Source organism: Janibacter hoylei PVAS-1 (assembly GCF_000297495.1).
Lineage (GTDB): Bacteria > Actinomycetota > Actinomycetes > Actinomycetales > Dermatophilaceae > Janibacter > Janibacter hoylei.
The window spans coordinates 1-25,355 of the sequence record NZ_ALWX01000039.1; the positions used below are offsets into that span (position 1 = coordinate 1).

Annotated in this window: 30 protein-coding genes and 3 pseudogenes; 12 read left to right on the forward strand and 21 right to left on the reverse strand. The window is 72.5% G+C overall.

What is annotated here, in order from left to right:
- A partial coding sequence (locus B277_RS08330; protein ID WP_007927232.1) for a serine/threonine-protein kinase occupies positions 1 to 1,055 on the reverse strand: 1,055 nt, incomplete at its 3' end.
- A gap of 64 nt (positions 1,056 to 1,119) precedes the next feature.
- Positions 1,120 to 1,548, reverse strand: coding sequence for a CBS domain-containing protein (locus tag B277_RS18395; protein ID WP_007927234.1), 429 nt, complete (start codon positions 1,546 to 1,548; stop codon positions 1,120 to 1,122).
- Between the two features lie 102 nt (positions 1,549 to 1,650).
- On the opposite strand from B277_RS18395, the pseudogene B277_RS08340 reads away from it, so the two are divergent.
- From B277_RS08340 to B277_RS08355, 4 genes and pseudogenes are all read left to right on the forward strand, one after another.
- Positions 1,651 to 3,086 (forward strand): annotated as a pseudogene (locus tag B277_RS08340) (alpha,alpha-trehalose-phosphate synthase (UDP-forming)).
- Position 3,087: 1 nt separating this feature from the next.
- Positions 3,088 to 3,840: a trehalose-phosphatase gene (gene otsB, locus B277_RS08345; RefSeq protein WP_007927239.1), complete on the forward strand. Its 753-nt coding sequence runs from the start codon at positions 3,088 to 3,090 to the stop codon at positions 3,838 to 3,840.
- Positions 3,841 to 3,904: 64 nt separating this feature from the next.
- The gene (locus B277_RS08350) at positions 3,905 to 5,149 is read left to right on the forward strand and encodes a DUF4032 domain-containing protein (protein ID WP_007927241.1); all 1,245 of its coding nucleotides are present in this window, start codon (positions 3,905 to 3,907) and stop codon (positions 5,147 to 5,149) included.
- Complete coding sequence (locus tag B277_RS08355) at positions 5,150 to 5,728, forward strand: RDD family protein (protein ID WP_007927243.1); 579 nt, start codon at positions 5,150 to 5,152, stop codon at positions 5,726 to 5,728.
- A gap of 15 nt (positions 5,729 to 5,743) precedes the next feature.
- On the opposite strand, the gene rlmB is transcribed toward B277_RS08355, so the two are convergent.
- Both rlmB and cysS read right to left on the reverse strand, forming a co-directional pair.
- Entirely contained in the window at positions 5,744 to 6,727 is a 984-nt protein-coding gene (gene rlmB, locus B277_RS08360) for a 23S rRNA (guanosine(2251)-2'-O)-methyltransferase RlmB (protein WP_007927244.1), read from the reverse strand.
- Positions 6,727 to 8,160: a cysteine--tRNA ligase gene (cysS, locus tag B277_RS08365; protein ID WP_007927245.1), complete on the reverse strand. Its 1,434-nt coding sequence runs from the start codon at positions 8,158 to 8,160 to the stop codon at positions 6,727 to 6,729. The genes rlmB and cysS overlap by 1 nt, the downstream gene beginning before the upstream one ends.
- A gap of 40 nt (positions 8,161 to 8,200) precedes the next feature.
- Between cysS and B277_RS19055 the strand changes: the two genes are divergently transcribed.
- Positions 8,201 to 8,659: a hypothetical protein gene (locus tag B277_RS19055; RefSeq protein WP_128277292.1), complete on the forward strand. Its 459-nt coding sequence runs from the start codon at positions 8,201 to 8,203 to the stop codon at positions 8,657 to 8,659.
- 9 nt (positions 8,660 to 8,668) lie between these two features.
- Here the strand turns inward: B277_RS19055 and B277_RS16815 are convergent.
- A pseudogene (locus tag B277_RS16815) lies at positions 8,669 to 9,299 on the reverse strand (MBL fold metallo-hydrolase).
- The gene (locus B277_RS08375) at positions 9,296 to 10,384 is read right to left on the reverse strand and encodes an S-(hydroxymethyl)mycothiol dehydrogenase (protein WP_007927247.1); all 1,089 of its coding nucleotides are present in this window, start codon (positions 10,382 to 10,384) and stop codon (positions 9,296 to 9,298) included. Before B277_RS08375 ends, B277_RS16815 begins: the two are co-directional and overlap by 4 nt.
- A 92-nt stretch (positions 10,385 to 10,476) precedes the next feature.
- On the opposite strand from B277_RS08375, the gene B277_RS17945 reads away from it, so the two are divergent.
- Together B277_RS17945 and B277_RS17950 are read left to right on the forward strand one after the other, a co-directional pair.
- Positions 10,477 to 10,803: a hypothetical protein gene (locus B277_RS17945; RefSeq protein WP_007927248.1), complete on the forward strand. Its 327-nt coding sequence runs from the start codon at positions 10,477 to 10,479 to the stop codon at positions 10,801 to 10,803.
- Positions 10,800 to 11,498 (forward strand): type 1 glutamine amidotransferase, encoded by a 699-nt coding sequence (locus B277_RS17950; RefSeq protein WP_007927249.1) that lies wholly within the window; start codon positions 10,800 to 10,802, stop codon positions 11,496 to 11,498. The genes B277_RS17945 and B277_RS17950 overlap by 4 nt, the downstream gene beginning before the upstream one ends.
- A 4-nt stretch (positions 11,499 to 11,502) precedes the next feature.
- On the opposite strand, the gene ispF is transcribed toward B277_RS17950, so the two are convergent.
- On the reverse strand, positions 11,503 to 12,003 hold the full coding sequence (gene ispF / locus B277_RS08390) for a 2-C-methyl-D-erythritol 2,4-cyclodiphosphate synthase (protein WP_040881212.1): 501 nt from the start codon (positions 12,001 to 12,003) through the stop codon (positions 11,503 to 11,505).
- 55 nt (positions 12,004 to 12,058) lie between these two features.
- Between ispF and B277_RS08395 the strand changes: the two genes are divergently transcribed.
- The gene (locus B277_RS08395; RefSeq protein ID WP_007927251.1) at positions 12,059 to 13,123 is read left to right on the forward strand and encodes an NAD(P)-binding domain-containing protein; all 1,065 of its coding nucleotides are present in this window, start codon (positions 12,059 to 12,061) and stop codon (positions 13,121 to 13,123) included.
- On the opposite strand, the gene ispD is transcribed toward B277_RS08395, so the two are convergent.
- Both ispD and B277_RS08405 read right to left on the reverse strand, forming a co-directional pair.
- Complete coding sequence (gene ispD / locus B277_RS08400; RefSeq protein WP_007927252.1) at positions 13,095 to 13,757, reverse strand: 2-C-methyl-D-erythritol 4-phosphate cytidylyltransferase; 663 nt, start codon at positions 13,755 to 13,757, stop codon at positions 13,095 to 13,097. The two genes, B277_RS08395 and ispD, sit on opposite strands and share 29 nt — an antisense overlap.
- 44 nt (positions 13,758 to 13,801) lie before the next feature.
- On the reverse strand, positions 13,802 to 14,284 hold the full coding sequence (locus B277_RS08405; protein ID WP_007927253.1) for a CarD family transcriptional regulator: 483 nt from the start codon (positions 14,282 to 14,284) through the stop codon (positions 13,802 to 13,804).
- 155 nt (positions 14,285 to 14,439) lie between these two features.
- Here B277_RS08405 and B277_RS08410 point away from each other — a divergent pair, with 155 nt between their 5' ends.
- Complete coding sequence (locus tag B277_RS08410) at positions 14,440 to 14,961, forward strand: hypothetical protein (protein ID WP_007927254.1); 522 nt, start codon at positions 14,440 to 14,442, stop codon at positions 14,959 to 14,961.
- Positions 14,962 to 15,028: 67 nt separating this feature from the next.
- On the opposite strand, the gene B277_RS08415 is transcribed toward B277_RS08410, so the two are convergent.
- On the reverse strand, positions 15,029 to 15,709 hold the full coding sequence (locus B277_RS08415; RefSeq protein ID WP_007927255.1) for a response regulator transcription factor: 681 nt from the start codon (positions 15,707 to 15,709) through the stop codon (positions 15,029 to 15,031).
- Positions 15,709 to 16,881 (reverse strand): sensor histidine kinase, encoded by a 1,173-nt coding sequence (locus B277_RS08420; protein WP_007927257.1) that lies wholly within the window; start codon positions 16,879 to 16,881, stop codon positions 15,709 to 15,711. Before B277_RS08420 ends, B277_RS08415 begins: the two co-directional genes overlap by 1 nt.
- A gap of 156 nt (positions 16,882 to 17,037) precedes the next feature.
- Here B277_RS08420 and phoU point away from each other — a divergent pair, with 156 nt between their 5' ends.
- Positions 17,038 to 17,712: a phosphate signaling complex protein PhoU gene (phoU, locus tag B277_RS08425; RefSeq protein ID WP_040881213.1), complete on the forward strand. Its 675-nt coding sequence runs from the start codon at positions 17,038 to 17,040 to the stop codon at positions 17,710 to 17,712.
- A 62-nt stretch (positions 17,713 to 17,774) separates the two neighbouring features.
- Here the strand turns inward: phoU and B277_RS08430 are convergent, their stop codons facing one another.
- From B277_RS08430 to B277_RS08445, 4 genes are read right to left on the reverse strand one after another with little or no spacing between them, the layout of a single operon-like run.
- Positions 17,775 to 18,509 (reverse strand): phosphoglyceromutase, encoded by a 735-nt coding sequence (locus B277_RS08430; protein WP_007927262.1) that lies wholly within the window; start codon positions 18,507 to 18,509, stop codon positions 17,775 to 17,777.
- Between the two features lie 22 nt (positions 18,510 to 18,531).
- Positions 18,532 to 19,056, reverse strand: a complete 525-nt coding sequence (locus B277_RS08435; RefSeq protein ID WP_007927264.1) for a type III secretion system chaperone family protein — start codon at positions 19,054 to 19,056, stop codon at positions 18,532 to 18,534.
- Positions 19,053 to 20,333, reverse strand: a complete 1,281-nt coding sequence (gene mshA, locus B277_RS08440) for a D-inositol-3-phosphate glycosyltransferase (RefSeq protein ID WP_007927265.1) — start codon at positions 20,331 to 20,333, stop codon at positions 19,053 to 19,055. The genes B277_RS08435 and mshA overlap by 4 nt, the downstream gene beginning before the upstream one ends.
- A complete protein-coding gene (locus B277_RS08445) occupies positions 20,330 to 21,061 on the reverse strand; it encodes a hypothetical protein (RefSeq protein ID WP_156811764.1) in 732 nt (243 codons plus the stop codon). Before B277_RS08445 ends, mshA begins: the two co-directional genes overlap by 4 nt.
- Before the next feature lie 82 nt (positions 21,062 to 21,143).
- Here B277_RS08445 and B277_RS08450 point away from each other — a divergent pair, with 82 nt between their 5' ends.
- Positions 21,144 to 21,956 (forward strand): class I SAM-dependent methyltransferase, encoded by an 813-nt coding sequence (locus tag B277_RS08450; protein WP_007927267.1) that lies wholly within the window; start codon positions 21,144 to 21,146, stop codon positions 21,954 to 21,956.
- Here B277_RS08450 and B277_RS08455 read toward each other — a convergent pair.
- The 5 genes from B277_RS08455 to B277_RS08475 are packed head-to-tail and all read right to left on the reverse strand — an operon-like array spanning position 21,944 to position 24,763.
- Positions 21,944 to 22,309 (reverse strand): phosphomannose isomerase type II C-terminal cupin domain, encoded by a 366-nt coding sequence (locus tag B277_RS08455; protein WP_007927270.1) that lies wholly within the window; start codon positions 22,307 to 22,309, stop codon positions 21,944 to 21,946. The genes B277_RS08450 and B277_RS08455 overlap by 13 nt on opposite strands.
- Before the next feature lie 49 nt (positions 22,310 to 22,358).
- On the reverse strand, positions 22,359 to 22,652 hold the full coding sequence (locus B277_RS08460) for a DUF2516 family protein (RefSeq protein WP_007927272.1): 294 nt from the start codon (positions 22,650 to 22,652) through the stop codon (positions 22,359 to 22,361).
- 9 nt (positions 22,653 to 22,661) lie between these two features.
- Complete coding sequence (dtd, locus tag B277_RS08465) at positions 22,662 to 23,090, reverse strand: D-aminoacyl-tRNA deacylase (RefSeq protein WP_040881202.1); 429 nt, start codon at positions 23,088 to 23,090, stop codon at positions 22,662 to 22,664.
- Complete coding sequence (locus B277_RS08470; protein WP_007927276.1) at positions 23,087 to 24,076, reverse strand: asparaginase; 990 nt, start codon at positions 24,074 to 24,076, stop codon at positions 23,087 to 23,089. Before B277_RS08470 ends, dtd begins: the two co-directional genes overlap by 4 nt.
- 60 nt (positions 24,077 to 24,136) lie before the next feature.
- Positions 24,137 to 24,763 carry a hypothetical protein gene (locus B277_RS08475; protein ID WP_007927277.1) on the reverse strand — a complete coding sequence of 209 codons (627 nt, stop codon included), beginning with the start codon at positions 24,761 to 24,763 and terminating at the stop codon, positions 24,137 to 24,139.
- A 3-nt stretch (positions 24,764 to 24,766) separates the two neighbouring features.
- Between B277_RS08475 and B277_RS19060 the strand changes: the two genes are divergently transcribed.
- The gene (locus B277_RS19060) at positions 24,767 to 24,982 is read left to right on the forward strand and encodes a hypothetical protein (protein ID WP_238539388.1); all 216 of its coding nucleotides are present in this window, start codon (positions 24,767 to 24,769) and stop codon (positions 24,980 to 24,982) included.
- Positions 24,983 to 25,219: 237 nt separating this feature from the next.
- On the opposite strand, the pseudogene B277_RS19065 reads toward B277_RS19060, so the two are convergent.
- Positions 25,220 to 25,333: pseudogene (locus B277_RS19065) on the reverse strand (hypothetical protein); the annotation flags it as partial.
- Between the last annotated feature and the right edge of the window lie 22 nt (positions 25,334 to 25,355).

Below are 25,355 nucleotides of genomic sequence, written 5' to 3' on the forward strand. Positions count from 1 at the left end.
CCGGGCCACGGCGTCGGCGCGACCTGGGCCGGAGCGGGGGCCGCGGGTGCAGGCGTGGACGTGGGTCGCGGGTCGGTCCAGTCACCACGACCCCAGGGGGCCGGCGGCTCCGCGCGGGGCGCGGGCGCCGACACCGGCGGGAGGGTGCGGGTTGCTTCGGGCTGGAGGGCCCGGGTGCGCTGGGGCAGCACGTCGGTCACGGGTCGCCCACGGGCCCAGGTCTCGAGGGCCATGAGGACCTCGTCGGCGTCGGGGCGTCGGCTCGGGTCCGGGGTGAGGGCGGCGTGCAGCAGCGGCGCCAGCTGCGGGTCGACGTCACGCAGGTCGGCATCGCCGCGGCAGACCCGGGCGAGCACCGCCTCCATGCCGCCACGGCCGAAGGGAGAGCGCCCCGTCGCCGCGAAGACGAGGGTCGCCGCCCAGCCCCACCAGTCGGTGGCCGGGGTGACGTCGCCGCCCTCGATGAGCTCCGGCGACAGGTAGCCGGGGGTCCCCATGACCAGACCGGTCATCGTCATGCGCGAGCTCTCGGCGACGTGGGCGATGCCGAAGTCGATGACGACCGGGTCGTCGTCGAGCATGAGGACGTTGCCGGGCTTGAGGTCGCGGTGGACCACGTCGACCTCGTGGATGGCTCGCAGTGCCTCGGCGAGCCCGCGGGCAAGACGCAGCAGGGCCTCGGCGCCGAGCGGGCCCTGCTCGCGCACGTGCTGCTCGAGGCTCGGGCCGGGGACGTAGCGGGTGACGATGTAGGGCTGCTCGCCCTCGAGGTCGGCGTCGAAGACCGGGGCGATGCGCTGCGAGCGGACCCGGGCCAGGGTATCGACCTCGCGCGCCAGCCGGGCACGGGCCTCCTCGTCGTGGGCGACGTGGGAGCGCAGCACCTTGATCGCCACGGCGCGGCCGCGCTCGTCGAGGGCCAGGTGGACGATGCCCATGCCACCCTGCCCCAGCTGCTGGAGCACGCGGTAGGGCCCGATCGTGTCGTAGTCCGCCACACCGGCCTCTCCGGGCTCGTCCGGGGCCGGGTCGCCCCCGAGCAGCTGCGTCGTCATGCCCCCCAGCGTAGAAGGCCGAGCTTGTGAGGTGTCGGAGCGCTCGCTGTGTGCCGCCTGTAGGTCACTGGGTGATGTAGGCCTCGAGCTGGTCGCGCTCGGCGGCGAGGTCACGGATGCGGTGCTTGACGACGTCTCCGATGCTCACGATCGCGACGAGACCCCCGTCGCCCACGACCGGCACGTGACGGATGCGGCGCTCGGTCATCTGCGCCTCGAGCGCGGTGAGGTCGTCCCCCTCGCCGCAGGTGTGCACCTTCGCGGTCATGATCGCGCTCACCGGCCCCTCGAGGACGCCAACGCCACCGCTGTGGAGGTGACGGACGACGTCCCGCTCGGAGACGATCCCGTCGACGGATCCCTCCCCCACGGAGACGACGACGGCACCGATGCGGTGCTCGGCGAGGAGGGCGAGCAGCTCGCCGACCGTCGCGTCGGGGGTGATGGTCACGACATCGTGGCCCTTGCTGCGCAGCACGTCCGAGATCTTCATGTACCGACGGTAGTGGCCCCGACCGCTCCGTGGAAGGGGTCACAGGAGGGCCCACGCTGGCCCGTAGGCTGGGGACCACCCACTCCTCGGAGGTGCACTGCAGTGCCACGTCAGCACACGTACGACCTCGTCATCGCCGCCAACCGACTGCCCGTCGACCGCGTCGTCGGCCCGGACGGCAGCAGCGAGTGGCACCGCTCCCCCGGGGGACTGGTCACCGCGATGGAGTCGGTGATGCGAGGGCGCGAGGGTGCCTGGGTCGGGTGGGCCGGCGAGGCCGGCGAGGCTCCCGCCCCCTTCGCCGAGGCCGGCATGTGGCTGCACCCCGTGCCGCTCTCCGAGGACGAGCTGCAGACCTACTACGAGGGCTTCAGCAACGACACACTGTGCCGATCTACCACGACGTCATCGTCCCCGCGCACTTCCACCGCGAGTGGTGGCAGGACTACCAGCGGGTCAACGAGCGCTTCGCCGAGGCGGTGTGCGAGGTGGCGGCACCGGGGGCCAGGGTCTGGATCCACGACTACCAGCTGCAGCTCGTGCCCGCCCTCGTGCGTCGGCTGCGACCGGACCTGCGGATCGGGTGGTTCAACCACATCCCCTTCCCTCCCGTCGAGCTCTTCGCGCAGCTGCCGTGGCGCTCGCAGATCATCGAGGGACTCCTCGGTGCCGACTACCTCGGCTTCCAGCGCTCCGCCGACGCCGCCAACTTCGTGCGGGCCGCCCGCCAGCTCGACGGGCGCAGCACGCGCGGCGAAACGGTGACGACGACCCACCCCGACGGGCGCGAGCGGGTGGTCCGCGCGTCCTCGGTGCCCATCAGCATCGACTACGCCGGGCTGGAGCAGCTCGCCCGCAGCCCCGAGGTGCTCGCCCGCGCCGAGCAGATCCGCACCTCGCTCGGCGACCCCGAGATCGTCATGCTCGGCGTCGACCGACTCGACTACACCAAGGGCATCCGTCACCGCCTCAAGGCCTACGAAGAACTGCTCTCGGAGGGTGCCTTCTGCCCCCCCGAGGTGACCTTCGTCCAGGTCGCCACGCCGAGCCGCGAGCGCGTCGAGGCCTACAAGCGGCTGCGCACCGAGGTCGAGACGACAGTGGGGCGGATCAACGGCACCTACGGCACCCTCGGCAGCCCGGCCGTCCACTACCTGCACCAGAGCTACCCGCGCGAGGAGATGGCCGCGCTCTTCCAGGTCGCCGACGTCATGCTCGTCACCCCGCTGCGCGACGGGATGAACCTCGTCGCCAAGGAGTACGTCACCTGCCGCCACGACCTCGGCGGCGCCCTCGTCCTCAGCGAGTTCACCGGGGCCTGGCACGAGCTGCACCAGTCCTTCGTCTGCAACCCGCACGACATCGAGGGCCTCAAGCAGACGATGCTGCGCGCCATCGAGACCGACCCCAAGGACCGCCGCCGGCTCATGCGCGCCTCCCGCCGCCGGGTCAGCGAGCACGACGTCCAGCGGTGGGCCGATCGCTTCCTCGACAACCTCGCCTCCGCCCCCGAGCGTCCCACGCCGAAGAGGGCCTGACGTGCCCCTGCCGGAGCCGGTCACCGCCGCCCTCGCCGAGGTCGCGGCCGCGCCGCGGCTGCTCGTCGCCACGGACTTCGACGGGGTGCTCGCCCCCTTCGTCCTCGACCCTGCCGACGCACGCGCCCAGCCGGGCACCCTCGAGTCGCTGCGCACGCTGGCCGCCGCGCCCGCGACGTGGGCGGCCGTCGTCTCCGGGCGCGACCTCGCCACCCTCGACCGCCTCACCGGGCTCGACGGGTCAGCCCTGACCCGCATCGGCAGCCACGGCGCGGAGTCGAGCGTCGGCACGACCCTGCCCGAGGGCACGCAGGCCGCCGTCACCGCGCTGCGCGGCCACGTCGCGGCGGCCGTCGCGGCCCGCGACCCGCGGATCCGGCTCGAGCACAAGCCGACCGCCGTCGTCCTGCACACCCGGGGTCTGCCCGACGACGCCCTGCCGGTCGCCCGGGCCATCGCGGAGGAGGCCGCCGCCCACGCGGGCGTCACCCACCTCGCGGGCAAGGGGGTGCACGAGCTGAGCGTGCTGCGCGCCGACAAGGGCACCGCCCTGCGGGCCCTGGCCACCACCCTCGGGGTCGACGCGAGCGTCTACCTCGGCGACGACGTCACCGACGAGCACGCCTTCGCCGCGCTCGGGCCGCACGACCTGGGCATCAAGGTCGGCGCCGGTGAGACCGCCGCCCGCGCCCGCATCGACGCCTGCACGGACGTGCCCGAGGTGCTCGCCCTGCTCGCCCGGCGACGGGGGTGAGGCTGCGCCCCCTTCGTCGACGTCGGCTGCGCCACACTGGAGCGATCGACCGAAGGGAGCCGCCGTGCCGCTCGACATCCAGGCCGCGCAACCCGACCCGGCCCTGCTCGACCTGCCGTGGTCGGTACCGCTGGCGGACTGGCCGGAGGACCTGCTCGCCGCACTCCCTCGCGGCATCTCGCGGCACGTCGTGCGGTTCGCCCGGCTCTCGGGCGGCATCGTCGCGGTCAAGGAGATCGCCGCGCCCCTGGCCCGCAACGAGTACCGACTGCTGCGCCAGCTGCGGCGCCTCGACCTGCCCTGCGTCGTCCCGCTCGCCGTCGTCACCGACCGCACGGACGCCTCCGGCCAGCCACTCGATGCCTGCCTCGTCACGCGGCACCTGCAGTTCTCCCTGCCCTACCGCGCCCTCTTCAGCCAGTCCCTCCAGGCCGACACGGCCGTCCGGCTCGCCGACGCCCTCGCGGTGCTCCTCGCCCGGCTGCACCTCACCGGCTTCTTCTGGGGCGACGTGTCGCTGTCCAACACGCTCTTCCGGCGCGACGCCGGTGCCTTCTCCGCCTACCTCGTCGACGCCGAGACCGGTGAGCTGCACGACCGGCTGAGCGACGGGCAGCGCGCGCACGACCTCGACCTCGCCGAGACCAACATCGCCGGCGAGCTCATGGACCTCGCGGCCGGGGGCTACCTGCCCGACGGGCTCGACCCGCTCGACGTCGCCGCCGACGTCATCGCCCGCTACCGGGGCCTGTGGCAGGAGCTCACCGGTGACGAGTGGTTCGACTCCGGCGAGCGGTGGCGCGTCGACGAGCGCATCCGCCGGCTCAACGCGCTGGGCTTCGACGTCGACGAGCTGGCGATCACCACCGACCTCGACGGCACCCACCTGCGCATCGAGCCCAAGGTCGTCGACGCCGGGCACCACAGTCGTCGGCTCATGCGCCTCACCGGGCTCGACGTCGAGGAAAACCAGGCCCGCCGCCTGCTCAACGACCTCGACTCCTACCGTGCGGCGCTCGACCGGCAGGGCGACGACGAGGGGCTCGTCGCGCACGACTGGCTCACCCGCGTCTACGAGCCGACCGTGCGACGCATTCCGCCGCAGCTGCGCTCCAAGCTCGAGCCGGCGGAGATCTTCCACGAGATCCTCGAGCACCGGTGGTACATGGCCGAGCGCATCGGGCACGATGTCCCCATCGAGGAGGCCGTCACGGCCTACCTCGAGGAGGTCCTGCCCAGCAAGCCTGACGAGCAGTCCGTCCTCGGGACGGACACGCAGATGCTGCCCGTCGTCGACAAGGAGAGCTAGATGTCGATCCCGACTCCCCCGCCACCCCCGACCACGGGCAGCGACCCCGACCGCCCGGGCTCCCGCGCCTGGGTGGAGCAGCGCTACGGCCGCACAGCGGCCTTCGCCGACCGCATCGTGCCCGGCATCATCGATGGGCTGCTGTCCACGGCCGCCGCCTTCGTGCCGCTCGTCCTCGGCATCATCTGCATCGCGGCCGGCGTGCCCGACACCTATGACTGCGGGGGCTACTACTACTCCGACACCTGCGAGGTCCCCGGCTCCGGCTCCGGGCTGCTCATCTTCGTCGGCATCCTGTGCTTCCTCCTGACCTTCGTCGCCAGCCTGGCGATGGTCGCGTGGAACCGCGTGTGGCGGGTCACCAAGACCGGTCAGAGCATCGGCAAGAAGGTCACCGGGCTCAAGGTCATCGACGCCACGACGGGGCAGCACCCGCAGCTCGGCGCGATGGCGCTGCGCGAGCTCGTGCACCAGTTCGCCGGCATCATCAGCTGGATCTGGATGCTCGTCGACGACGACGACCGCACGCTGGCCGACATCGTGGGCAAGACCCACGTCGTCCACGCCGACCGGGGCTGAGCCCGGCTCGGTCCGCTACCCCGGCCCGCGGCGGCCGGGTGGGGGTGCGCTCACCCCCCGGCTCCGCAGGCGGGCGACCTCGTAGAGGGTCACGCCCGCCGCGATGCCGGCATTGAGCGACTCGGCGCTGCTGCTCATCGGGATCGAGACGATCTGGTCGCACGTCTCGCGGACGAGGCGCGAGAGGCCCTTGCCCTCGGAGCCCACGACGACGACGAGCGGCGAGGTGGCGAGCTCGAGGCCCGGCAGCTCGACGTCGCCCTCCATGTCGAGGCCGATGACGAAGAAGCCGGCGGACCGGTAGTCCTCCAGGGCGCGCACGAGGTTGCTCGCCTGGGCGACGGGCACCCGGGCGGCCGCGCCGGCGGAGGTCTTCCACGCGGCGGCGGTCATGCCGGCGCTGCGTCGGGAGGGGACGACCACGCCGTGCCCGCCGAAGGCCCCCACCGAGCGCACGATGGCACCGAGGTTGCGCGGGTCGGTGATGCCGTCGAGGGCGACGACGAGCGGCACCCCCGGCAGCTGCGAGTCGGCGAGATCCTTGGGGTGCGCGTACTCGTAGGGCGGCACCTGCGCGGCGAGCCCCTGGTGCACGGCACCGTCGGTGAGCCGGTCGAGCTCCGAACGCGGCGTCTCCATGATGGGGATGCCCGCCTCGGCCGCGATCGTCAGGGCCTCGCGGACCCGGTCGTCGCTGTCGATCCGGTTGGCGATGTACATCGTCGAGATCGGCACCTCGGTGCGCAGCGCCTCGACGACGGAGTTGCGCCCGGCGATCATCTCGGTGGAGCCGGACTTCTTGCGGCTGCCGCCGGGCCGGGAGGTGGGGCGGCGCTCCGAGGGCTTCTTGTACGCCTTGTGGTTGGGGCGCTCCGAGGCCTTGGGCGTCGGCCCCTTGCCTTCGAGGCCGCGCCGCCGCTGGCCGCCGGAGCCGACCTGGGGCCCCTTCTTCGACCCGGAGCGGCGCACCGCACCGCGCCGCGAGCTGTTGCCGGCCATCAGTGATCCTTCCTGGCGAGGCTCCACCGCGCGCCGTGCGGGGTGTCCTCGATGGTGATGCCCGCGGCGACGAGCGCGTCGCGGATCTGGTCTGCCGTCTCGAAGTCCCGTGCGGCCCGGGCCGCGGCTCGGGCCCCGACCTGCAGCTGCACGAGGGCGTCGAGGGCATCGGTGAGCTCACGCTCGCGGCTGCCACCAGCCTGCCCCCACGTCGCGGACAACGGGTTGATCCCGAGCACGTCGGTCATCGCCAGGACGGTGGCGGCGATCTGCGCTGCCTCGTCGCGACCCCCTTCGTCGAGGGCGGTGTTGCCCTGCCGCACGTGGTCGTGGACGACGGCGAGCGCGCCGGCGACGCCGAGGTCGTCGTCCATCGACGCGGCGAAGTCGGCGGGCAGCTCCACACCGGGGTCCGCCTCGGCGACGGCCTGCCCGGGCAGCGCCCGGCGCAGGAAGCCCTCGATGCGCTCGACCGCCGCCGCGGCCTCCTCGAGGGAGCCGGGGTGGTACTCGATCATCGAGCGGTAGTGCGCGGCGGTCAGGAAGTAGCGGACGGTGAGCGGGGCGTGCTCCTGCACGAGGTGCTGGACCTCGAGGGCGTTGCCGAGGGACTTGCCCATCTTTTCCCCCTTCACCGTCACCCAGCCGTTGTGCAGCCAGTAGCCGGCGAAGCCGAGGCCGGCCGCACGAGACTGGGCCTGCTCGTTCTCGTGGTGGGGGAAGCGCAGGTCGATGCCGCCGCCGTGGATGTCGAAGGTGTCACCGAGGTACTTGCGGGCCATCGCCGAGCACTCGAGGTGCCAGCCGGGGCGCCCCTCGCCGTACGGGGTCGGCCAGTTCGCCGTGGCCGGCTCGTCTGCCTTGCGGCCCTTCCACAGCGCGAAGTCCCGCGGGTCGCGCTTGCCGCGCGGGTCGGCGTCCTCGGCCGCGACCATGTCGTCGAGGCCCTGGTGGCTCAGCTCGCCGTAGTCGGCCCAGCTCTTGACGTCGAAGTAGACGTCGCCGCTGCCGTCGGCCGCCGGGTAGGCGTGGCCACGCTCGACGAGCAGGTCGATGAGGTCGACCATCTCGGTGATGTGGCCGGTCGCGCGCGGCTCGTAGGTCACCGGCAGCACGCCGAGCAGGTCGAGCGCCTCGCTCGTGTAGCGCTCGTTGCGATAGCTGAGCGCCCACCACTCCTCGTCGCTCTCGGCCGCCTTGCGCAGGATCTTGTCGTCGATGTCGGTGACATTGCGCACGAGGGTCACGTCGTAGCCGTGGCCGCGCACGAGCCAGCGACGCAGCACGTCGAAGGCGACGGCGAAGCGCAGGTGACCGATGTGCGGCGCGCCCTGGGTCGTGAGCCCACAGATGTACATCCCCACCCGGCCGGGGGTCACGGGGACGAAGTCGCGCTGCTCGCGCGTGGCGGTGTCGAAGAGCTGCAGGGTCACGGGCTCAAGGCTAACGGGCGCAGGTGGTTACCTTGGCCTCGTGACGACCCAGATGCCGTCGTGGGCGGCCGTGACCCTCGCCGTGCTCCTCGGCCTCTGGTCCTTCGGCGTGGGCATCGCCTTCGGGCGTCAGCTCACGCGGCTGTGGTTTCGCCCGGGCTCGAGCGCGTGGCGCACGGCCGCACGGGTGCTCCTGCTGCACGGCGGCCTCATCACGCTCCTCCTGATGAGCGTGCTCGTCGTGCTCGCCGTCCGCGAGGAGACGACGTACCGGACGTGGCTGCTGGGCGGCCTGCTCGTGGCGACCCTCGTGCCGCTCGGCCCGGTCGTCGCCAACGTCCTGCCGAGCCCGTCCGGCCTGGCCCCCGACAAGGAGACCCTTGCCCGCGCGGGGGCCGACGAGAGCCAGGCCGCGGTGATCCGGTGGCTGGGCGCCCCCTTCGCCATCGTCGAGATGGCGATGCTCGTGACGGTCTGCTTCCCAGCACTCGCGGCCTGACCCTGCGGCTCAGTGCCCCCGGTCGAGCCACTCCTGCACGTGGGGGGGCCTCGGCGGCGATCGTCGTGTCATCGCCGTGGCCGGTGTGCACGACGGTCTCCGAAGGGAGGGTCAACAGCGTGTCGCGGATCGACTCCACGATCGTCGGGAAGTCGGAGTACGAGCGCCCCGTCGCCCCGGGACCGCCCTGGAAGAGGGTGTCCCCGGAGAAGAGGGCCCCGAGCTCGGGGGCGTGCAAGCAGCAGGCGCCCGGCGCGTGACCGGGCGTGTGCAACACCGTGAGGTCGGTGCCCGCGACCGTGATGACCTGACCGTGCGCCAGCGCGCCGTCCGGTGCCCGGTCCGGGTAGGTCATCTGCCACAGCGGCGCCTCGTCCGGGTGCACCAGGATCGGCGCACCCGTCGCCTCGGCGACCTGCGCCGCGGCGTTGACGTGGTCGTTGTGCGCGTGGGTGCACACGATCGCCTTCACGGTGCGGCCGCCGACCGCTGCGAGGATCGGCGCGGCCTCGTGGCCGGCATCGATGACGATCACCTCGGTGTCGTCACCGACGATCCACACGTTGTTGTCGACCTCCCACGAGCCACCATCGAGCTCGAAGACCCCGGAGGTGACGACCCGCTCGATGCGCGCGGTCACAGGACCACCACCGAACGCAGCACGTCACCGGAGTGCATCTTGTCGAAGGCCGACTCGATGTCGCCCAGACCGATCCGCTCGGTGACGAAGGCATCGAGGTCGAAGCGCCCCTGGCGGTAGAGGTCGACGAGCATCGGGAAGTCACGGCTGGGCAGGCAGTCGCCGTACCAGCTCGACTTGAGGGCACCACCTCGGCCGAAGATCTCGATCATGGGGAGGGTGACCTCCTTGTCCGGGGCCGGGACCCCGACGAGGACGACCCGACCGGCCAGGTCGCGCGCGTAGAAGGCCTGCTCGTAGGTCTGCGGCAGGCCGACCGCATCGACGACGACATCGGCCCCGAAACCGCCCGTCAGCTCACGGACCCGCTCGACGGTGTCCTCGGTGCTCGCATCCACGGTGTGCGTGGCACCGAAGCCCTTGGCGATCTCCAGCTTCCGCGGATCCATGTCCACCGCGATGATCGTCGTCGCACCCGCAACCTTCGCGCCCGCGATCGCCGCATCACCGACACCACCGCACCCGATGACCGCAATCGACTCACCACGAGTGACCTCACCGGTGTTGACCGCGGCACCGAAGCCGGCCATCACACCGCAGCCCAGCAGGCCCACGGCCGCCGCGTCGGCGTCCCCGTCGACCTTGGTGCACTGCCCCGCAGCGACGAGGGTCTTCTCGGCGAAGGCGCCGATACCCAGCGCGGGGGTCAGCGCCTCGCCGGTCTCGGCGATGGTCATCTTCTGGGTCGCGTTGTGCGTGTCGAAGCAGTACTGCGGCTTGCCCTTCCGGCACGCGCGGCACTGACCGCACACCGCCCGCCAGTTGAGGATGACGAAATCACCGGGCGCCACCTCGGTGACCCCCTCGCCGACAGCCTCGACGACACCCGCGGCCTCGTGGCCGAGGAGGAAGGGGAACTCGTCGTTGATCCCACCCTCGCGGTAGTGCAGGTCGGTGTGGCACACCCCGCACGACTGGACCTTGACCACGGCCTCACCCGGACCGGGGTCGGGCACGACGATGTCGACGACCTCGACATCCGCCCCCTTCGAACGAGCAATGACTGCCTTGACGGTCTGCGACACGATTCGACTCCATTCGACGGCGGGGCGGCGGCCCCGAGGTTCACGCCCCATCGTGACCCATCCGCCCACCGCCGTGGGCATAGGGTCTGGCCATGGATACGAGTCTGCTGGCCGAGGTCCTGCTCACCCGGCTCGCGTGGAGCCTCCCGGTCGCCATCACGGCGACCGTCATCGCCGTCCTCGCGCTCGTGCGCCGGGACGACGGCCAGTGGTGGAAGTTCGTGATCGCCGGCTGCGCCGCACTCCTCCTCGCGCAGCTCGTGGGCCTCCTGGGGACCACGCTGCTGCTGGCGAACCACGACTTCCACCGCTTCCAGTGGATCACCTCGATCCCCACCCTCGTGCTCGACGTCCTGGCGCTGGGGCTGCTCGCAGCGGGCGCCTTCACCGGCCGCCGACCGACGGTCACCCCGCGATGAGCCTGCTCGTCGTCCAGCACCAGCGGACGTGCCCTCCGGGCCGCTTCGGCGACTGGCTCACCGACGCCGGCGTCGAGCTCGACGTGCGCCGCCCCGACACCGGCGACTCCCTGCCGATCGACCTGTCGGGTCACGACGGCCTGCTCGTCCTCGGCGGCCAGATGGGCTGCCGCGACGACGAAGTGGCCCCGTGGCTGCCGGCCGTGCGTCAGCTCATCACCACCGCGGCGAAGCGGGCCACCCCCGCCCTCGGCATCTGCCTGGGCCACCAGCTGGCCGCGGTCGCCCTCGGCGGCGAGGTCGGTCGCAACCCCGGCGGGCGCACCCTCGGTGTCCTGACGGTCGCCGGCACCGGCTCGCTCGCCGACGACCCCGTGCTCGCCGCAGCGGCCGGCGCGCCTGTGCCGCAGTGGAACGACGACGTCGTCACGCGACTGCCCGAGGGCGCCGTCGCCCTCGCCGACAACGAGCGCGGCGACCTCCTCCTGGCCCGCCTGGCCCCCACGGTCTGGGGCGTGCAGGGGCACCCCGAGGCGGACCTCGGCATCGTCACCGCGTGGGCGGACTCCGACGCGGGGGCACCCGAGCTGGCAGACATCGACGTACCCGCCGCGCTGGCCGCGGTCGCCGACGCACAGCCGGCCGTCGAGGCCGCGTGGCGGCCGGTCGCCGAGGCCTTCGCCCGGCTGCTCTGAGGTCTCAGCCCCCGACGACGAGGGCGGTCGCGACGGCGGCCGCGCCCTCGCCCCGGCCGGTGAGCCCGAGTCCGTCGGTCGTCGTGCCGCTGAGACTGACGGGCGCACCGCAGGCCGCGGACATCGCCTGCTGGGCCTCCTGACGACGGGTGCCGATCTTCGGGCGGTTGGCGACGACCTGCACGGCGACGTTACCGATCTCGTAGCCCGCCTCGCGCACGAGCCGGGCCGCCTCGGCGAGCAGGGTGAGGCCCGAGGCGCCCGCGAGCTCGGGGCGGTCAGTGCCGAAGTGCTGACCGAGGTCACCGATGCCCGCCGCGGCGAAGAGCGCGTCGCACGCCGCGTGGCAGGCGACGTCGGCATCGGAGTGCCCCTCGAGACCGACCTCGCCGGGCCACAGCAGCCCACCGACCCACAGCTCGCGTCCCGAGTCCGGCGCCGCGAAGGCGTGGACGTCGACACCGATCCCGGTGCGCGGCAGCCGGGCGACCTCGTGTGCACTCATGGCGACAGTCTCGCAGCCGGGGATCACGCGCGGCCGCACCTGCGTTGGACGCAGCGTGACCCCCTTCGACTCCCTCGTCATCGGTGCCGGTCAGGCCGGGCTCTCGGCGAGCCACCACCTGCGCCGGCTCGGTATCGACCACGTCGTGCTCGACGCCAACGAGCACGCCGGCGGCGCCTGGCAGCACCGCTGGGACTCGCTGACCATGGCCGACGTGCACGGCGTCGCCGACCTGCCCGACGCCGCTGCCCCGGGCGACTCGCACGACCGCGCCAACGAGGTCATCGCCCGGTGGTTCGACGACTACGAGCAGGCCCACGACCTGCCTGTGCTCCGCCCGGTCAGGGTCGACCGGGTCACCGACGTCGGCGGCATGCTCCACGTGCACGCTGCACGGCGGACCTGGGTCACGCGCACCCTCGTCAACGCGACGGGGACGTGGACCCACCCCTTCGTCCCGACCTACCCGGGCCAGCGCGACTTCGCCGGGGAGCAGTGGCACACCGTCGCCTACCCGGGCCGCGAGCACTTCCGCGGCATGCGCGTGCTCGTCGTCGGGGGCGGCGCCTCCGCCGTCCAATTCATCGGCGAGCTCGCGACGATCGCCAAGATCACCTGGGTGACGCGGCGGCCACCGGTGTGGACCGACGAGTTCTCGGGACGGCGGGCGATCGAGCTCGTCGAGGAGCGGGTGCGCGAAGGGAGACCACCCGCCAGCGTCGTCTCGGTCACCGGGCTGTCGCTGCGGCCGCAGGAGATGGCCGCAGCCCGCACCGGGGTCTACGAGCGGCGGCGGCCGATCTTCGATCGGATTGAGCGTGACGGGGTGCGCTGGGCCGACGGCAGCTTCGTCGCGGCCGACGCGATCCTGTGGGCGACCGGATTTCGCCCCGCGGTGCGCCACCTGGCACCCCTCGGCCTGCGCAGCCAGCACGGCGGCATCGCGCTGCTGCCCGGATCACGCGACGTCCAGACCTCCGTGACGGCGGCCCGCGACCCGCGCGTCCAGCTCGTGGGCTACGGCCCGTCCGCCAGCACGATCGGCGGCAACCGGGCGGGCCGCGCGGCGGCCCTGGCCGTCCGTCGCCAGCTCAGCGGAGCAGCTGCTCCGCCCGGGTGAGGTCCGCTGGCGTCGTCACCTTGAGCGCTCGCTCGTCACCCTCGACGACGAGCACGTCGTGGCCGAGTGCCTCGACCATAGCCGCGTCGTCGGTGGCCGCCGCGCCGGCCGCGTGCGCCGCGGCGAGGACGGTCCGGTCGAAGCCCTGCGGGGTCTGCACCGCGCGCAGCGTCTCGCGGCGCGGAGTGGCCGTGATCCGCCCGTCGGGGCCGACGACCTTGATGGTGTCGACGACCGGGACCCCGGGGATGGCGCCGGTCGCGCCGGCGTCGAGTGCAGCGAGCACCCGCCCGAAGACGGTCGCAGGCGTCAGGCAGCGGGCCGCGTCGTGGACGAGCACCCGGTCGACCGTGGGCGACAACGCAGCCAGGCCGGCAGAGACCGAGTCGGTGCGCTCGGCCCCACCGGGCACGACCACGCAGCGCGTGGCACCGGAGTCGAGGCCGGCGACGAGGGCGCTCGCCTCACCGACGAGGTCCTCGGGCACGACGACGGCGATCTCGGCCGGCGTCGTCTCGAGCGCCCCGCTCACCGCGCGCTCGAGGATCGTCACCCCGGCCAGCTCGACGAAGGCCTTGGGCCGGTCGGCACCCAGGCGCGTGCCCGACCCCGCAGCCACGACGACGACGCCCACACCGTGACCGGTGTGGGCGTCGGACTGCTGGAGCAGTGAGTCGTTCAGGACGCGAGGACCTCGTCGAGGATGACCTCGGCCTTGTCCTCGTCCGTCTTCTCGGCGAGCGCGAGCTCGGAGACGAGGATCTGGCGCGCCTTGGCGAGCATCCGCTTCTCACCGGCGGACAGACCGCGGTCCTTCTCGCGGCGCCACAGGTCGCGGACGACCTCGGCCACCTTGATGACATCGCCCGAGGCCAGCTTTTCGAGGTTGGCCTTGTAGCGGCGCGACCAGTTGGTCGGCTCCTCCGCGTGCGGGGTGCGCAGCACCTCGAAGACGCGGTCGAGGCCCTCCTTGCCCACGACGTCGCGGACACCCACGAGGTCGCAGTTCTCGGCGGGCACCTCGATGGTCAGGTCACCCTGCGCCACCTTGAGCTTGAGGTACTGCTTGTCCTCACCCTTGATCTTTCGAATCTTGATCTCTTCGATCAGAGCAGCCCCGTGGTGGGGGTACACGACCGTCTCGCCGACCTTGAAAACCATGTGGAGATTTCCCCTTTCGCGACCTCCAGATTATCACGGCGTGTCGTAGGTCGCACAGTCGTCCGAGGGATCAGAATGCCCCTCGCGCGCCCGCGGAGAGGCATGTCACGCGACCCCGCACGACCCCGGCACCGCCCCCCGCTAGGCTGTGCCCCGTGAAGCGCAACCTCGTCTCCCGCACCCCCGTCATCGCCCTCGCCGTGGCCCTGGCTGCCGGCACGGCTGGATGCTCGGTCAACTCCCCCTTCCAGACCGCCGAGACCATGGCGCTCGCCGACGGCGTCCCGGTCGACCTCGACGGGGCGCAGGTCCGCAATCTCGCCCTCGTCAGCGGCGAGGAGGGCGGCGACGCCACCGTCATCGGTGCCGTCGAAAACACCAGCGGCGAGGAGCTGACCTTCACGGTCGCCGTGAACGGCGGCAGCAAGGCCTCGACCAAGGTCCCGGCCCACGCCACGGTCAACCTCAGCTCCGAGGACAAGGTGACGCTGAGCAAGGTCGCCGCCGCCCCCGGCGACATGATCGACGTCGAGGTGAGCGACGGCGGTGCCGCGACTCCCGTGAGCATCCCCGTCCTCGACCCCACCGGCTACTACGAGGACTACGCACCCGAGGGCTGGACCCCCACCCCCACGCCGTCCGCGACGGAGGAGCACGGCGAGTCCGAAGGTCACTGACCCGCTCGAGCGCTCACGGTGAGAGGTCGGCACCCCGCGGGGTGCCGACCTCTCACCGTGAGCGGGCTCAGCCCTCGAACTTGTAGCCCAGGCCGCGCACGGTGACGATGTGCACCGGCTTGGCCGGGTCGGGCTCGATCTTGGCCCGCAGCCGCTTGATGTGCACGTCCAGGGTCTTGGTGTCACCGACGTAGTCGCTCCCCCACACGCGATCGATGAGCTGCACGCGGGTGAGCACCCGGCCGACGTTGCGCAGCAGCATCTCGAGCAGCTCGAACTCCTTGAGCGGCAGCGAGATCTGCGTGCCGTCGACCGCCACGATGTGCCGGTCGACGTCCATCCGCACCGGGCCGCCCTCGATCGTCGCCGGCAGCAGCTCCTCCGGCTCGTTGTTGCGGCGCAGCACCGCCTTGATCCGGGCGAGCAGCTCGCGCGAGCTGTAGGGCTTGGTGACGTAGTCGTCCGCACCGATCTCGAGCCCGACGACCTTGTCGATCTCACCGTCCTTGGCGGTGAGCATGATGACGGGCACGTTGGACCGCTGCCGGATGGCCCGGCACACGTCGATGCCCGACAGGCCGGGGAGCATGAGGTCGAGGAGGACCAGGTCCGCACCGTCGGCGTCGAAGGCGGTGATGGCGTCGGGGCCGGTCTCGGCGACCGCGACGTCGTAGCCCTCCTTATCGAGCAGGTAGGACAGGGGGTCGGAGAAGGACACCTCGTCCTCGACCACGAGGATGCGGGTCATCAGCGGGACTCCTTGGGGGTGGTGGTGGGTGAGTGTGGTGTGTCGGCCTGCAGGGTTTCGGCCGCGGCAGGCAGGCGGATGGTGAAGGTCGATCCGTGGTCGCCGTCGCTCCACACCTGGATGTCGCCTCCGTGGTTGGCGCAGATGTGCTTGACGATCGACAGACCGAGCCCGGTCCCGCCGGTGGCCCGGGAGCGGGCGGCGTCCATCCGGTAGAAGCGCTCGAAGATCCGGGTCTGCTCGTGCTCCGGGATGCCCGGCCCCTGGTCGGTGACGGCGATCTCGACCGTGTCGCCCTGCAGTCGCGCACCGACCCCGACGGCGGTCCCGGCGTCGGCGTACGAGATGGCATTGCCGACGAGGTTGCGCACCGCCGTGATGAGCATGTCCTCGTCACCGCGGACGTAGAGGTCCGCGGCGACCTTGTCGGTCAGGGTGATCTGCTTGGCCTCGGCCTCGAGCCGCAGGTGGTCGAGCGCCAGGGCGACGACGTCCTCGATCTCGACGAGCTCGGGGTCCTGGAGCACCGGCGTGCCCTGCAGGCGCGAGAGCTCGACGATCTCCTTGATCAGGCTCGACAGACGCACCGCCTCGCCCTGCATGCGCCGTGCGAAGCGGTCGACGGCCTGCGGGTCGTCCTTGGCGTCCATGACGGCCTCGGCGAGCAAAGAGATGCCCCCGACCGGCGTCTTGAGCTCGTGGCTGACGTTGGCGACGAAGTCGCGGCGGGTCTCCTCGACGCGCCGCCCGTGGGTCTGGTCGTCGACGAGCAGCAGGAGGTTCTTCGCCCCGAGCGGCGCGACGCGCGCCGACACGTAGACGAGGGTGCTCAGCCCGGGGCGGGCCAGCTCGAGCTGCGCCTCGCGGATCACGCCGTCACGGGCCACCTGCTCGACCATGGACGCGATCTCCGGGTGGACGAGCTGTCCGTGTCGCACGAGCCCGTAGGTCACCGCGGCGGGCGAGGTCGTGATGACGCGGCCAGCACGGTCGACGACGACCCCGGAGGAGCGCAGCACGGCAAGGACGTCGCCGACGCCGTGGGGCACCTCCGGCTCCGGCTCTGGGGCGGCGGCGCGTTCGCGGTCACTCATGGTGATCGCGGCCCAGACGAGGAAGCCGATGAGCAGGCCGGCGACGCCACCGAGAATTGCCGCGGTCGTAGGCTGCACGTCACCGAGAGTACTTCTCCGTCAGGGCACACTGACACCGGGCGAGCGGTCGCGAGACGACCTCCTGCGGTGTTCACCTGCCCGCCGCAGGATGTTCACCGCGACCGCGTTCACTGGCCCGGGCACCTGCCCGTGCACACCGACGAAGGGGACACCATGCGCCAGATCTTCCACGACGAGCTCGAGCAGATCGCGAGCGACCTCGTCGAGCTGGCCGGGCTCGTCGCCACCGCGATCCGCCAGTCGACCGAGGCCCTCCTCGAGGCGGACGTGCAGCTCGCCGACCGGGTCATCGAGGGCGACCGGGCCATCGACGACCGCCGCAACGACCTCGACGCCCGCTCGGTCGACCTGCTCGCCCGACAGGCGCCGGTCGCGAGCGACCTGCGCACGGTCGTCGCCTCCATGCGCATGTCGAGTGACCTCGAGCGCATGGGCGACCTCGCCCGCCACGTCGCCCAGGTCGCGCGCATGCGCTACCCCGAGCAGGCCGTCCCCACCGAGCTGCGCGAGACCTTCATGCGCATGGGCAGCATCGCCGAGCGGATCGTCACCGAGGTCGCCGCGGTCATCCTCAGCCAGGACGTCGCGGCAGCCGGCGAGATCGAGCGGATCGACGACGAGCTCGACGTCCTCCACCGCGAGATGTTCACCCTGCTCGCCGAGGGCGCCTGGCAGCACGGCACGACGAGTGCCGTCGACGTCGCCCTCCTCAGCCGCTACTTCGAGCGCTTCGGCGACCACGCCGTCACCGTCGCGCGACGCGTCAACTTCCTCGTCACGGGTCAGGCCGGCGCCGTCGAGCTGCCCGAGGAGTCCGAGCGCAGCTGATCGCCCCGACGAGTGAGGGCCCGCCGACGTGACGTCGGCGGGCCCTCACTCGTGCGGTCGGGTCAGCGACCCTGATTGGCCACCGCGGCCGCCTCGGCGGCCGCTGCCTCGGGGTCGAGGTACTCCCCCGGACGCGTCGGCATGAAGTCCTCACCGAGGTCGTAGACGAGCGGCATGCCCGTGGGGATGTTGAGCGCCGCGATGTCCTCGTCGCTGATCCCGTCGAGGTGCTTGACGAGCGCGCGCAGCGAGTTGCCGTGGGCGGTGACGAGCACGGTGCGGCCAGCGGTCAGGTCCTCCCGGATCGGGCCCTCCCAGTACGGCATGAGGCGGGCGATGACGTCCTTGAGGCACTCCGTGCGCGGCACCTCGGGCAGGTCCGCGTAGCGCGGGTCGTCGGTCTGGGCGTACTCGTCGTCGGGCTCGATGGCCGGCGGCGGGGTGTCGAAGCTGCGGCGCCAGAGCATGAACTGCTCGTCGCCGTACTTGTCCCGGGTCGCCGCCTTGTCCAGGCCCTGCAGGGCGCCGTAGTGGCGCTCGTTGAGCCGCCAGTCGCGGCGCACGGGGATCCAGTGGCGGTCGGCGGCGTCGAGGGCCAGGTTGGCCGTCGTGATCGCGCGGCGCAGCACCGAGGTGTGGACGACGTCGGGCAGCAGGCCCGACTCCTTGATGAGGCGGCCTCCGCGGACGGCCTCCTCACGGCCCTTGTCGATGAGGTCGACGTCGACCCATCCGGTGAAGAGGTTCTTCTCGTTCCAGTCGGAGCGGCCGTGGCGGAGCAGGATGAGAGTCGACATGGCGCACAGCGTAACGACGCCGTCAGTCCTGCGCGGACCCGTCCGGGTGCTCGAGCACCGACCGGAAGGCCTCGAGGTTGCGCAGGGACTCGCCGCGCGAGACGCGCCAGTCCCACTCCTTCTGCATCGACGTGCGGAAGCCGAGGAGCAGCAACTCGTTGAAGGGCGCGTCGGCCGCCTCGAGCACGACGCCGAGCACCTGGTCGACGAGCTCCTCCGTCACGGCACGAAGGGGGACCCTCCCCCCGACGTAGACGTCACCGGAGGCGTCGATCGAGTAGGCGAGCAGGGGCATGCGCAGGTTGCGCCGCAGCAGGTAGCGGTAGAAGCGCTCGTGCTGCTCGTCCGCATTGCGGATGACGAAGGCCGAGACGGACAGGGCGCTCTCGCCGACGACGAGCGAGACGACGGTCTTGAGCTTCTTCTCCCCCGGGAGGGTGACGACGAGCTCGCCATCACGGGCACCCCCTTCGTGCTCCAGCTCGGCCTCGGTCACCACGCGGGTCACGACGTCGAGAGCGCGCTCGCGCTCGGTCTGCTCGGTCATCGGGCCACCTCCAGGGGGTTGGCGTTGACGGCACTGCGCTCGGCGACGGCGTCTTCGTAGACGTCGAGCAGCCGGTCGACGGTATCGGACCAGCCGAAGCCCTCGGCGTGCCGGCGTGCCCGGCCGCGCAGGTCCGCGGCCAGGTCGGGGTCGTCGATGATGCGGAGCATCGCCTCGGCCCACGTCGTCGGGTCGTGGTCGGGGACGAGGACCCCCGCGTCGCCGACGGCCGTCGGGAGGCCACCGACCTGGGCGGCGAGGACCACGGCGCCCGAGGCCTGGGCCTCGACGGCGACGAGACCGAAGGACTCGGTGTACGAGGGCACCGCGACCAGGTCGGCAGCCCGGTACCAGTCAGCGAGCTCGCTGCGGCTCACCGGGGCCGACAGGTGGAGCACGTCATCGACCCCGAGCTCCTCGCCGAGACGCTGCAGGCGGTCGGGGGCGCTTAGCCCGCGCCCGGAGGCACCGCCGAGCACGGCGACGACGAGCCGGTCACGCAGCTCGGGGCGCTGCTCGAGGATCTGCGCGGCGGCCCGGACGAGGACGTCGGGTGCCTTGAGCGGTTGGATCCGGCCGACGAAGAGGAGGACGAGCGCGTCCTCGCGCAGGCCCACCCGGGCCCGCGCCGCACTCCGGTCGCCCGGTGCGAAGCGGTCGAGGTCGACCCCAGGCGGCACGACGACGACGCGCTGCAGGTCGGCGTCGTAGTACTCGACGAGCTCGGCCGCCTCCTGGTCGGTGTTGGCGACGAGCCGGTCGGCGATCTCGACGACCTGGGCCTCACCGATCTCCCGGCCGGGGGGCTCGGGCACGTCGTCCGCGGCGAGCTGACGGTTCTTCACCCGCGCCATCGTGTGCATCGTGTGGACGAGCGGGACCTGCCACCTCTCGGCGACGAGCCAGCCCACCTGCCCGGAGAGCCAGTAGTGCGAGTGCGCGACGTCGTAGTGCCCCGCGGGGACCCGCGCGATCTCGCGCATCATGCCGGCGGCGAAGGCGCACAGCTGCCCGGGCAGGTCCTCCTTGACGAGGCCCTCGTAGGGCCCGGCGTCCACGTGGCGCACCGTCACCCCGGGCAGCATCTCCACCGCGTCGGGCAGGTCCGTCGCCGTGCGCCGGGTGAAGATCTCCACCTCGACACCCCGCGCCGCGAGCTCGCGCGCGGACTCCACGACGTAGACGTTGAGCCCGCCCGCGTCACCGGTGCCGGGCTGGGCGAGGGGCGAGGTGTGCACGCTGATCATCGCCACCCGCCGGATGGGTCGTCCGGTCACTGCTCCACCGTCCTCCGGTAGCTCGTCATCGTCACGGTCGCGCTCGGCGACCACGTGTGCAGGTCGGTGTGCCCCGTGCGCCGCAGGTCGACCCCGCGGTGGGCCGGCCCCGGCCCGAGGCCGATGACCGTCCCGAGGTCCGTCGCGTAGGCGTCGGCGACCGACACGGTGCTCTCACCGACCCACCACGCCCGCTTGCGCAGCAGGCGGTCGGGCAGACCCGGCCCGCGGCCGACCGTCCCGAGCTCCTGGGCGGAGTGCACGACGACGGCGTCGGCCCCCTTCGCCTCGACGGTCAGGGAGATGCGCGAGGCCTGCAGCCGGACCGTCATCGTCACCGGCAGCCGGCCCTCGTCGTCGGTGAGCTCGCCCGACCAGGTGACCTCGCCCGCACGGATGGACAGACGGTCCACGCGCAGGTTGCTCCACGTGGCATCAATGGCCTCGGTGCGCTCCTTGCCCGTGCCCTCGACGTGACCGGTCAGCGCGGAGACCGGTGAGCCGCCGCGCACGGTGCGGAAGAGGACGCGGCCGCCGTTGGTCACCCGCAGCCCGGTCCCGTCGAGCTGGGCCGCGCGCCCCTGGCCGAGGGTCACGACGCCGCTCGCCTCGGGGGCGACGACGAGCAGCCCGGGCTGGACCGGCCGCAGGCCCGAGTCACGGCCGAGCGCCGGCGGGACCCAGATGATCGCGGCGAGCACGAGGGCAGCACTGAGCGAGAGGAGCAAGGACACCATGCTCCAGCTCACCCGTCGGTCCGCTCGCCACACATTCGCCAGCCTAGTTCGCGCGAGGACCTACGCTGCGTGCGTGTCCAGTCCCCGCCCCCTCGGCAGCATCACCCGAGGGACGACCAACCCCAACCGGCTGCGCCGCTGCGACCGGTGGTTGCTCGCGACCCACCGCGACCGTCTGACGAAGGGGGACCCGCCCCACCTCGTCGACCTCGGCCACGGCGCCTCCGGCGTGACGACCGTCGAGTGGGCCGACCGCGTGCAGGCGGTCCGCCCCGGCGCGACGGTCACCGGGCTGGAGATCGACCCCGAGCGGGTCGCGTCGGCGCAGGCCTGGGCCCGGCCCGGCGTGGACTTCAGGCTCGGTGGCTTCGAGGTGCCGGGGCGGCCGGCGCGGATCGTGCGGGCCTTCAACGTGCTGCGCCAGTACGACGAGACCGAGGTCGAGGGGCCGTGGCGCACGATGCTCGCCCGGCTCGACCCGCGCGGCCTGCTCGTCGAGGGCACGTGCGACGAGCTCGGCCGGCTCGGCAGCTGGGTCACGCTCGACGCCGACGGCCCGCAGACGCTCACGCTGTCGTGGCGGCTGCGCGACCTCGACGCGCACCGGCCCCCTTCGGTCGTCGCCGAGCGCCTGCCCAAGGCGCTCATCCACCGCAACGTCCCCGGCGAGCCGGTCCACGACCTGCTCCGTCTCGTCGACGACGCGTGGCGCCGGGCCGCTCCCTTCGCGCCGTACGGGGCACGGCAGCAGGCGGTGGCCGCCTTCGGTCAGGTCGCGGCGGCAGCCCCGGTCGTCGGGGGCCGGGACCGGTGGCGGCTCGGCGAGCTGACCCTGCCGTGGGCGGCCGTCGCCCCCCGCAGCGGACCGCTGGCTCAGCGCTGGTAGTCGTCCTCGAGACGCACGATGTCGTCCTCGTCGAAGGTGCCGTAGCCGACCTCGAGGACCCGGCACGGCTGCTCGCCGGAGTTGCCCATGCGGTGGACCTGACCCTGCGCGATCCACACCTGCTCGCCCGGCTGGGCGCTCCACGTCTCGTCACCCACGGTGACGTCGATCGGCCCGTCGAGCACCTGCCAGAACTCGGCCCGGTGCTCGTGGGTCTGCAGGGACAGGCGCTGCCCGGGGTTGACCGTGATGACCTTGACCGTCGTCGGCTCGTTGAGGGTGAACTGCTGGAAGCTGCCCCACGGGCGCTCCGAGACGAACATGGCCTCGCGCGGGTCCGGCAGGTTGGTCACGACATCTCCCCTGGATCGTGGTCGCTGATCGATCGCCATTGTGCACGACTCACCGACGGCGACCGAGGATCTCGTCGATCGCCGGGCGGACGTCGGCGAGGTAGACCCCCGCGACGACGATGCCGATGATCGCGAGCAGGCCGACGCCGACGACCGCGGCGAGCCCCATGAGCGTGGCGATCACCAGGGCTGCGACCCAGAAGGTCTTGGACTGCTTGCCGGTCGCCGTGAAGGCATCGGGCCGTTGCCGCACCGCGTGGACCAGGGCGAAGACCTCGGCCCCGAGCGCGAGGAGGGACAGGACGAGGACGATCGTCGCCTGGATGTCGCTGAAGATCTGCACGTCGGCAGCCTAGGCGGGCACGTCGAGGACGATGGTCACCGGACCGTCGGCGTGGATGTCGATCGCCATGTCCGCGCCGAACCGTCCGGTCGCGACCGACACCCCGAGCTCGCGCAGTCCGTCGGCGACGGCCGCGACGACCGGCTCGGCCACCGGGCCGGGGGCCGCGGCATTCCACGACGGCCGCCGCCCCTTGCGCACGTCGGCGTGGAGGGTGAACTGGCTGACGACGAGGACCTGCGCGCCCCGGTCGAGGACCGAGGTCTCGTCGCGCAGCAGGCGCAGCTGGGCGATCTTGCGCACCGTCGTCGCGATCTCCTCCGGCCCGTCGTCGTGCGTCACCCCGACGAGCGCGACGAGCCCCTCGCCGATCTCGCCCACGACCTCGCCCGCCACCGTGACCCGAGCCGAGGTCACCCGCTGCAGCACCGTCCTCACGGGGTGCGCAGGTCGAGCACCTCGACGGCCCCGACGGGTCGGCCGTGCCCGAGCACCGGCTGGTCGGCCAGGTCCCGCAGCCCGGGGGTGTCGACGCCGAGCGTCAGGAGGGCGTGGGCGAGCAGCCCCCGCCGGGCCCGGGAGAAGGGCGCCCCGTCGGCGACCTTGACCGCCACGCCGCGCCCGTCGGCCAGGCCGGCCGCGTAGACCGACTCGGCGCCGTCCTTGGCGATGAGCCCCGGCACGGCCTGCATGAACTGGGTGACGTCCCGATCGGTGCCGCCGACCATGTGGGGGGCCGTGCGCATGGCGTCGGCGACCCTCCCTTCGTCCGTCGTGGGCTCCGCGGCGGCGAGCCGTCCGAAGGAGGCGGCCAGCCCGCGCAGCGGGACCGCGAAGAGCGGCGCGCCGCACCCGTCGACCGTCGTGTGGGTCACCTCGCCGACGACCTCGTCGGTCGTCGTCCGGATCGCCTGCTGCAGCGGGTGCTCGGGGTCGAGGTAGGTCTCGGTCGGCCAGTCGTTGACTCGGCACGTCGCGAGCATGCCCGCGTGCTTGCCCGAGCAGTCCTGGGCGACCGGCTCCGGGCCGCGACCGCCGGCCAGCCACCGCGCGTGCTCGAGCTCGCCGAGCGGCAGGGCGGGCGTGTTGCGCAGGGCAGACAGGTCGAGACCCACCGTCGCGAGGATCTCGGCGGCCCCCTCGCGGTGGACCTGCTCCGCGGAGTGGCTCGAGCACACGAGTGCGAGCAGGTGCGGCGGCAGGTCGAGGCCGTGCCGGACCATCGCGAGCGCCTGGATCGGCTTGAGCGAGGACCGTGGCAGCACGGGGTCGCCGACCCGGCCGTGGCGAAGGGGGGTCCCCCCACCGGGGTCCGTGGCGACGAGCGTCGCGCGGTGGGCGGACTCGACGAAGCCCCCGCGGGTCACGTGGACCAGCACGGGGGCGTCGTCGAGAGCTGTGGTGTCGGGGGCCTGAGCGGTCACCCGCCGGAGGCTACCGGCTCACCACAGGGTCGGCTGCTCCGCGAAGGGAGCCGGACTCCTTCAGTCGCCGACCTTCTCGGTGGCCTTGGCAGCAGCGGTCGTGGTCTTGGCGGCCGTCTTCTTGGCGGCGGTCGCGGTCGACTTGGTCGCGGTGCGGGTGCGGGTCGCGGCCTTCTTGGCGGTGGTGCTCGTGCGCTTCGCGGCGGTGGTGGTGCGCTTGGCGGAGCCGGAGACGGCCTCCTTCGCCTTGGCGGTGTCGACCTTGACGTCGACGTCCACGGAGTCGGCGACGGCCTCGGCAGCCTTGGCGGCCTCCTTGCGACCGATGGTCAGCGTGGCCTTGGCGGAGCGCTCGACGTCGGCGACGGCCTTCTTGACGGTCGTGACGACACCCTTGCCCAGGGCGACGGTGGCCTCGGCCTGACCGACGAGGTCCTGGGTGGCCTTCTGCTTCTTGATGCGGGTGACGAGGGCCTCGCCGCGCTTGGTGAGGTCGGCGTAGTAGGCCTGCGCGTCGGACGGGGCGGCCTTGACGCGGGCCTGGACCTTCTTGGGCTCCAGCTCGGCGCGCAGGGCGGCGATCTGGGCGGTGTAGCCGCGGACCGTCTCGACGGTGAGGTCGGTGGCGCCGATGGTGGCGTAGGTCTGGTCGGTGACGACCTTCTTGACGGTGGTGGTGACGCTCATGAGGTGCTCCTTGGAGTGCTCTTGCGGGTGGACGTGCGCGAACCCGACGACGCTGCCGAGCCCTTCGTGCTGGCCGCGGTCTTCTTCGCGGTGGTCGTGGTCGCCTTCTTCTTCGGCGTGGACTGCTGGGCCGCCTTGCGGGTGGCGCGGGCACGCGGCGTCGGGCGCGCGGGCCCGGCGTGGTCGTCCGCGGCGGTGACACCGACGAAGGACTGGTAGATCTCGAGCAGCGTCTGCCGCTGGCGCGAGGTGAGTGCGGGGTCGGTGGCGATCGCGGCGCGTGTCGTGGCCCCGGCCTCGGCGGCGGCGGCGTCCTTGGGGTCGAGCAGCCCGGCCTGGACGTAGAGGGTCTCGGCGGAGATCGACAGGCCCTTGGCGATCTGCTGGAGGATCTCGGCGCTCGGCCGCTTGACCCCCCCGCTCGATCTGGCTCAGGTAGGGGTTGGAGATCCCGGCGATCGCGGAGAGCTGGCGCAGCGACAGCTTCTTGGTGAGCCGCTGCTCGCGCAGGTACTCACCGAGGTTGTTGCCCAGGTTGCCCGGGAGGGCGTCCAGCGGGTTCTTCGACATGCCCCCAGTGTGCTTGCTCTAG

Coding starts and splice junctions, on each gene's coding strand:
- ispF (WP_040881212.1), bottom strand. CDS start 12,003: ATGAGTGCACACGAGGTCGCCCGGCTGCCGCGCACCGGGATCGGTGTC.
- B277_RS08415 (WP_007927255.1), bottom strand. CDS start 15,709: ATGACCCGCATCCTCGTGGTCGAGGACGAGGTGTCCTTCTCCGACCCC.
- B277_RS08435 (WP_007927264.1), bottom strand. CDS start 19,056: ATGACCGAGCAGACCGAGCGCGAGCGCGCTCTCGACGTCGTGACCCGC.
- B277_RS08405 (WP_007927253.1), bottom strand. CDS start 14,284: ATGGTTTTCAAGGTCGGCGAGACGGTCGTGTACCCCCACCACGGGGCT.
- B277_RS08355 (WP_007927243.1), top strand. CDS start 5,150: ATGTCGATCCCGACTCCCCCGCCACCCCCGACCACGGGCAGCGACCCC.
- rlmB (WP_007927244.1), bottom strand. CDS start 6,727: ATGGCCGGCAACAGCTCGCGGCGCGGTGCGGTGCGCCGCTCCGGGTCG.
- B277_RS17950 (WP_007927249.1), top strand. CDS start 10,800: ATGAGCCTGCTCGTCGTCCAGCACCAGCGGACGTGCCCTCCGGGCCGC.
- B277_RS17945 (WP_007927248.1), top strand. CDS start 10,477: ATGGATACGAGTCTGCTGGCCGAGGTCCTGCTCACCCGGCTCGCGTGG.
- phoU (WP_040881213.1), top strand. CDS start 17,038: ATGCGCCAGATCTTCCACGACGAGCTCGAGCAGATCGCGAGCGACCTC.
- B277_RS18395 (WP_007927234.1), bottom strand. CDS start 1,548: ATGAAGATCTCGGACGTGCTGCGCAGCAAGGGCCACGATGTCGTGACC.
- B277_RS08430 (WP_007927262.1), bottom strand. CDS start 18,509: ATGTCGACTCTCATCCTGCTCCGCCACGGCCGCTCCGACTGGAACGAG.
- B277_RS08475 (WP_007927277.1), bottom strand. CDS start 24,763: ATGAGCGTCACCACCACCGTCAAGAAGGTCGTCACCGACCAGACCTAC.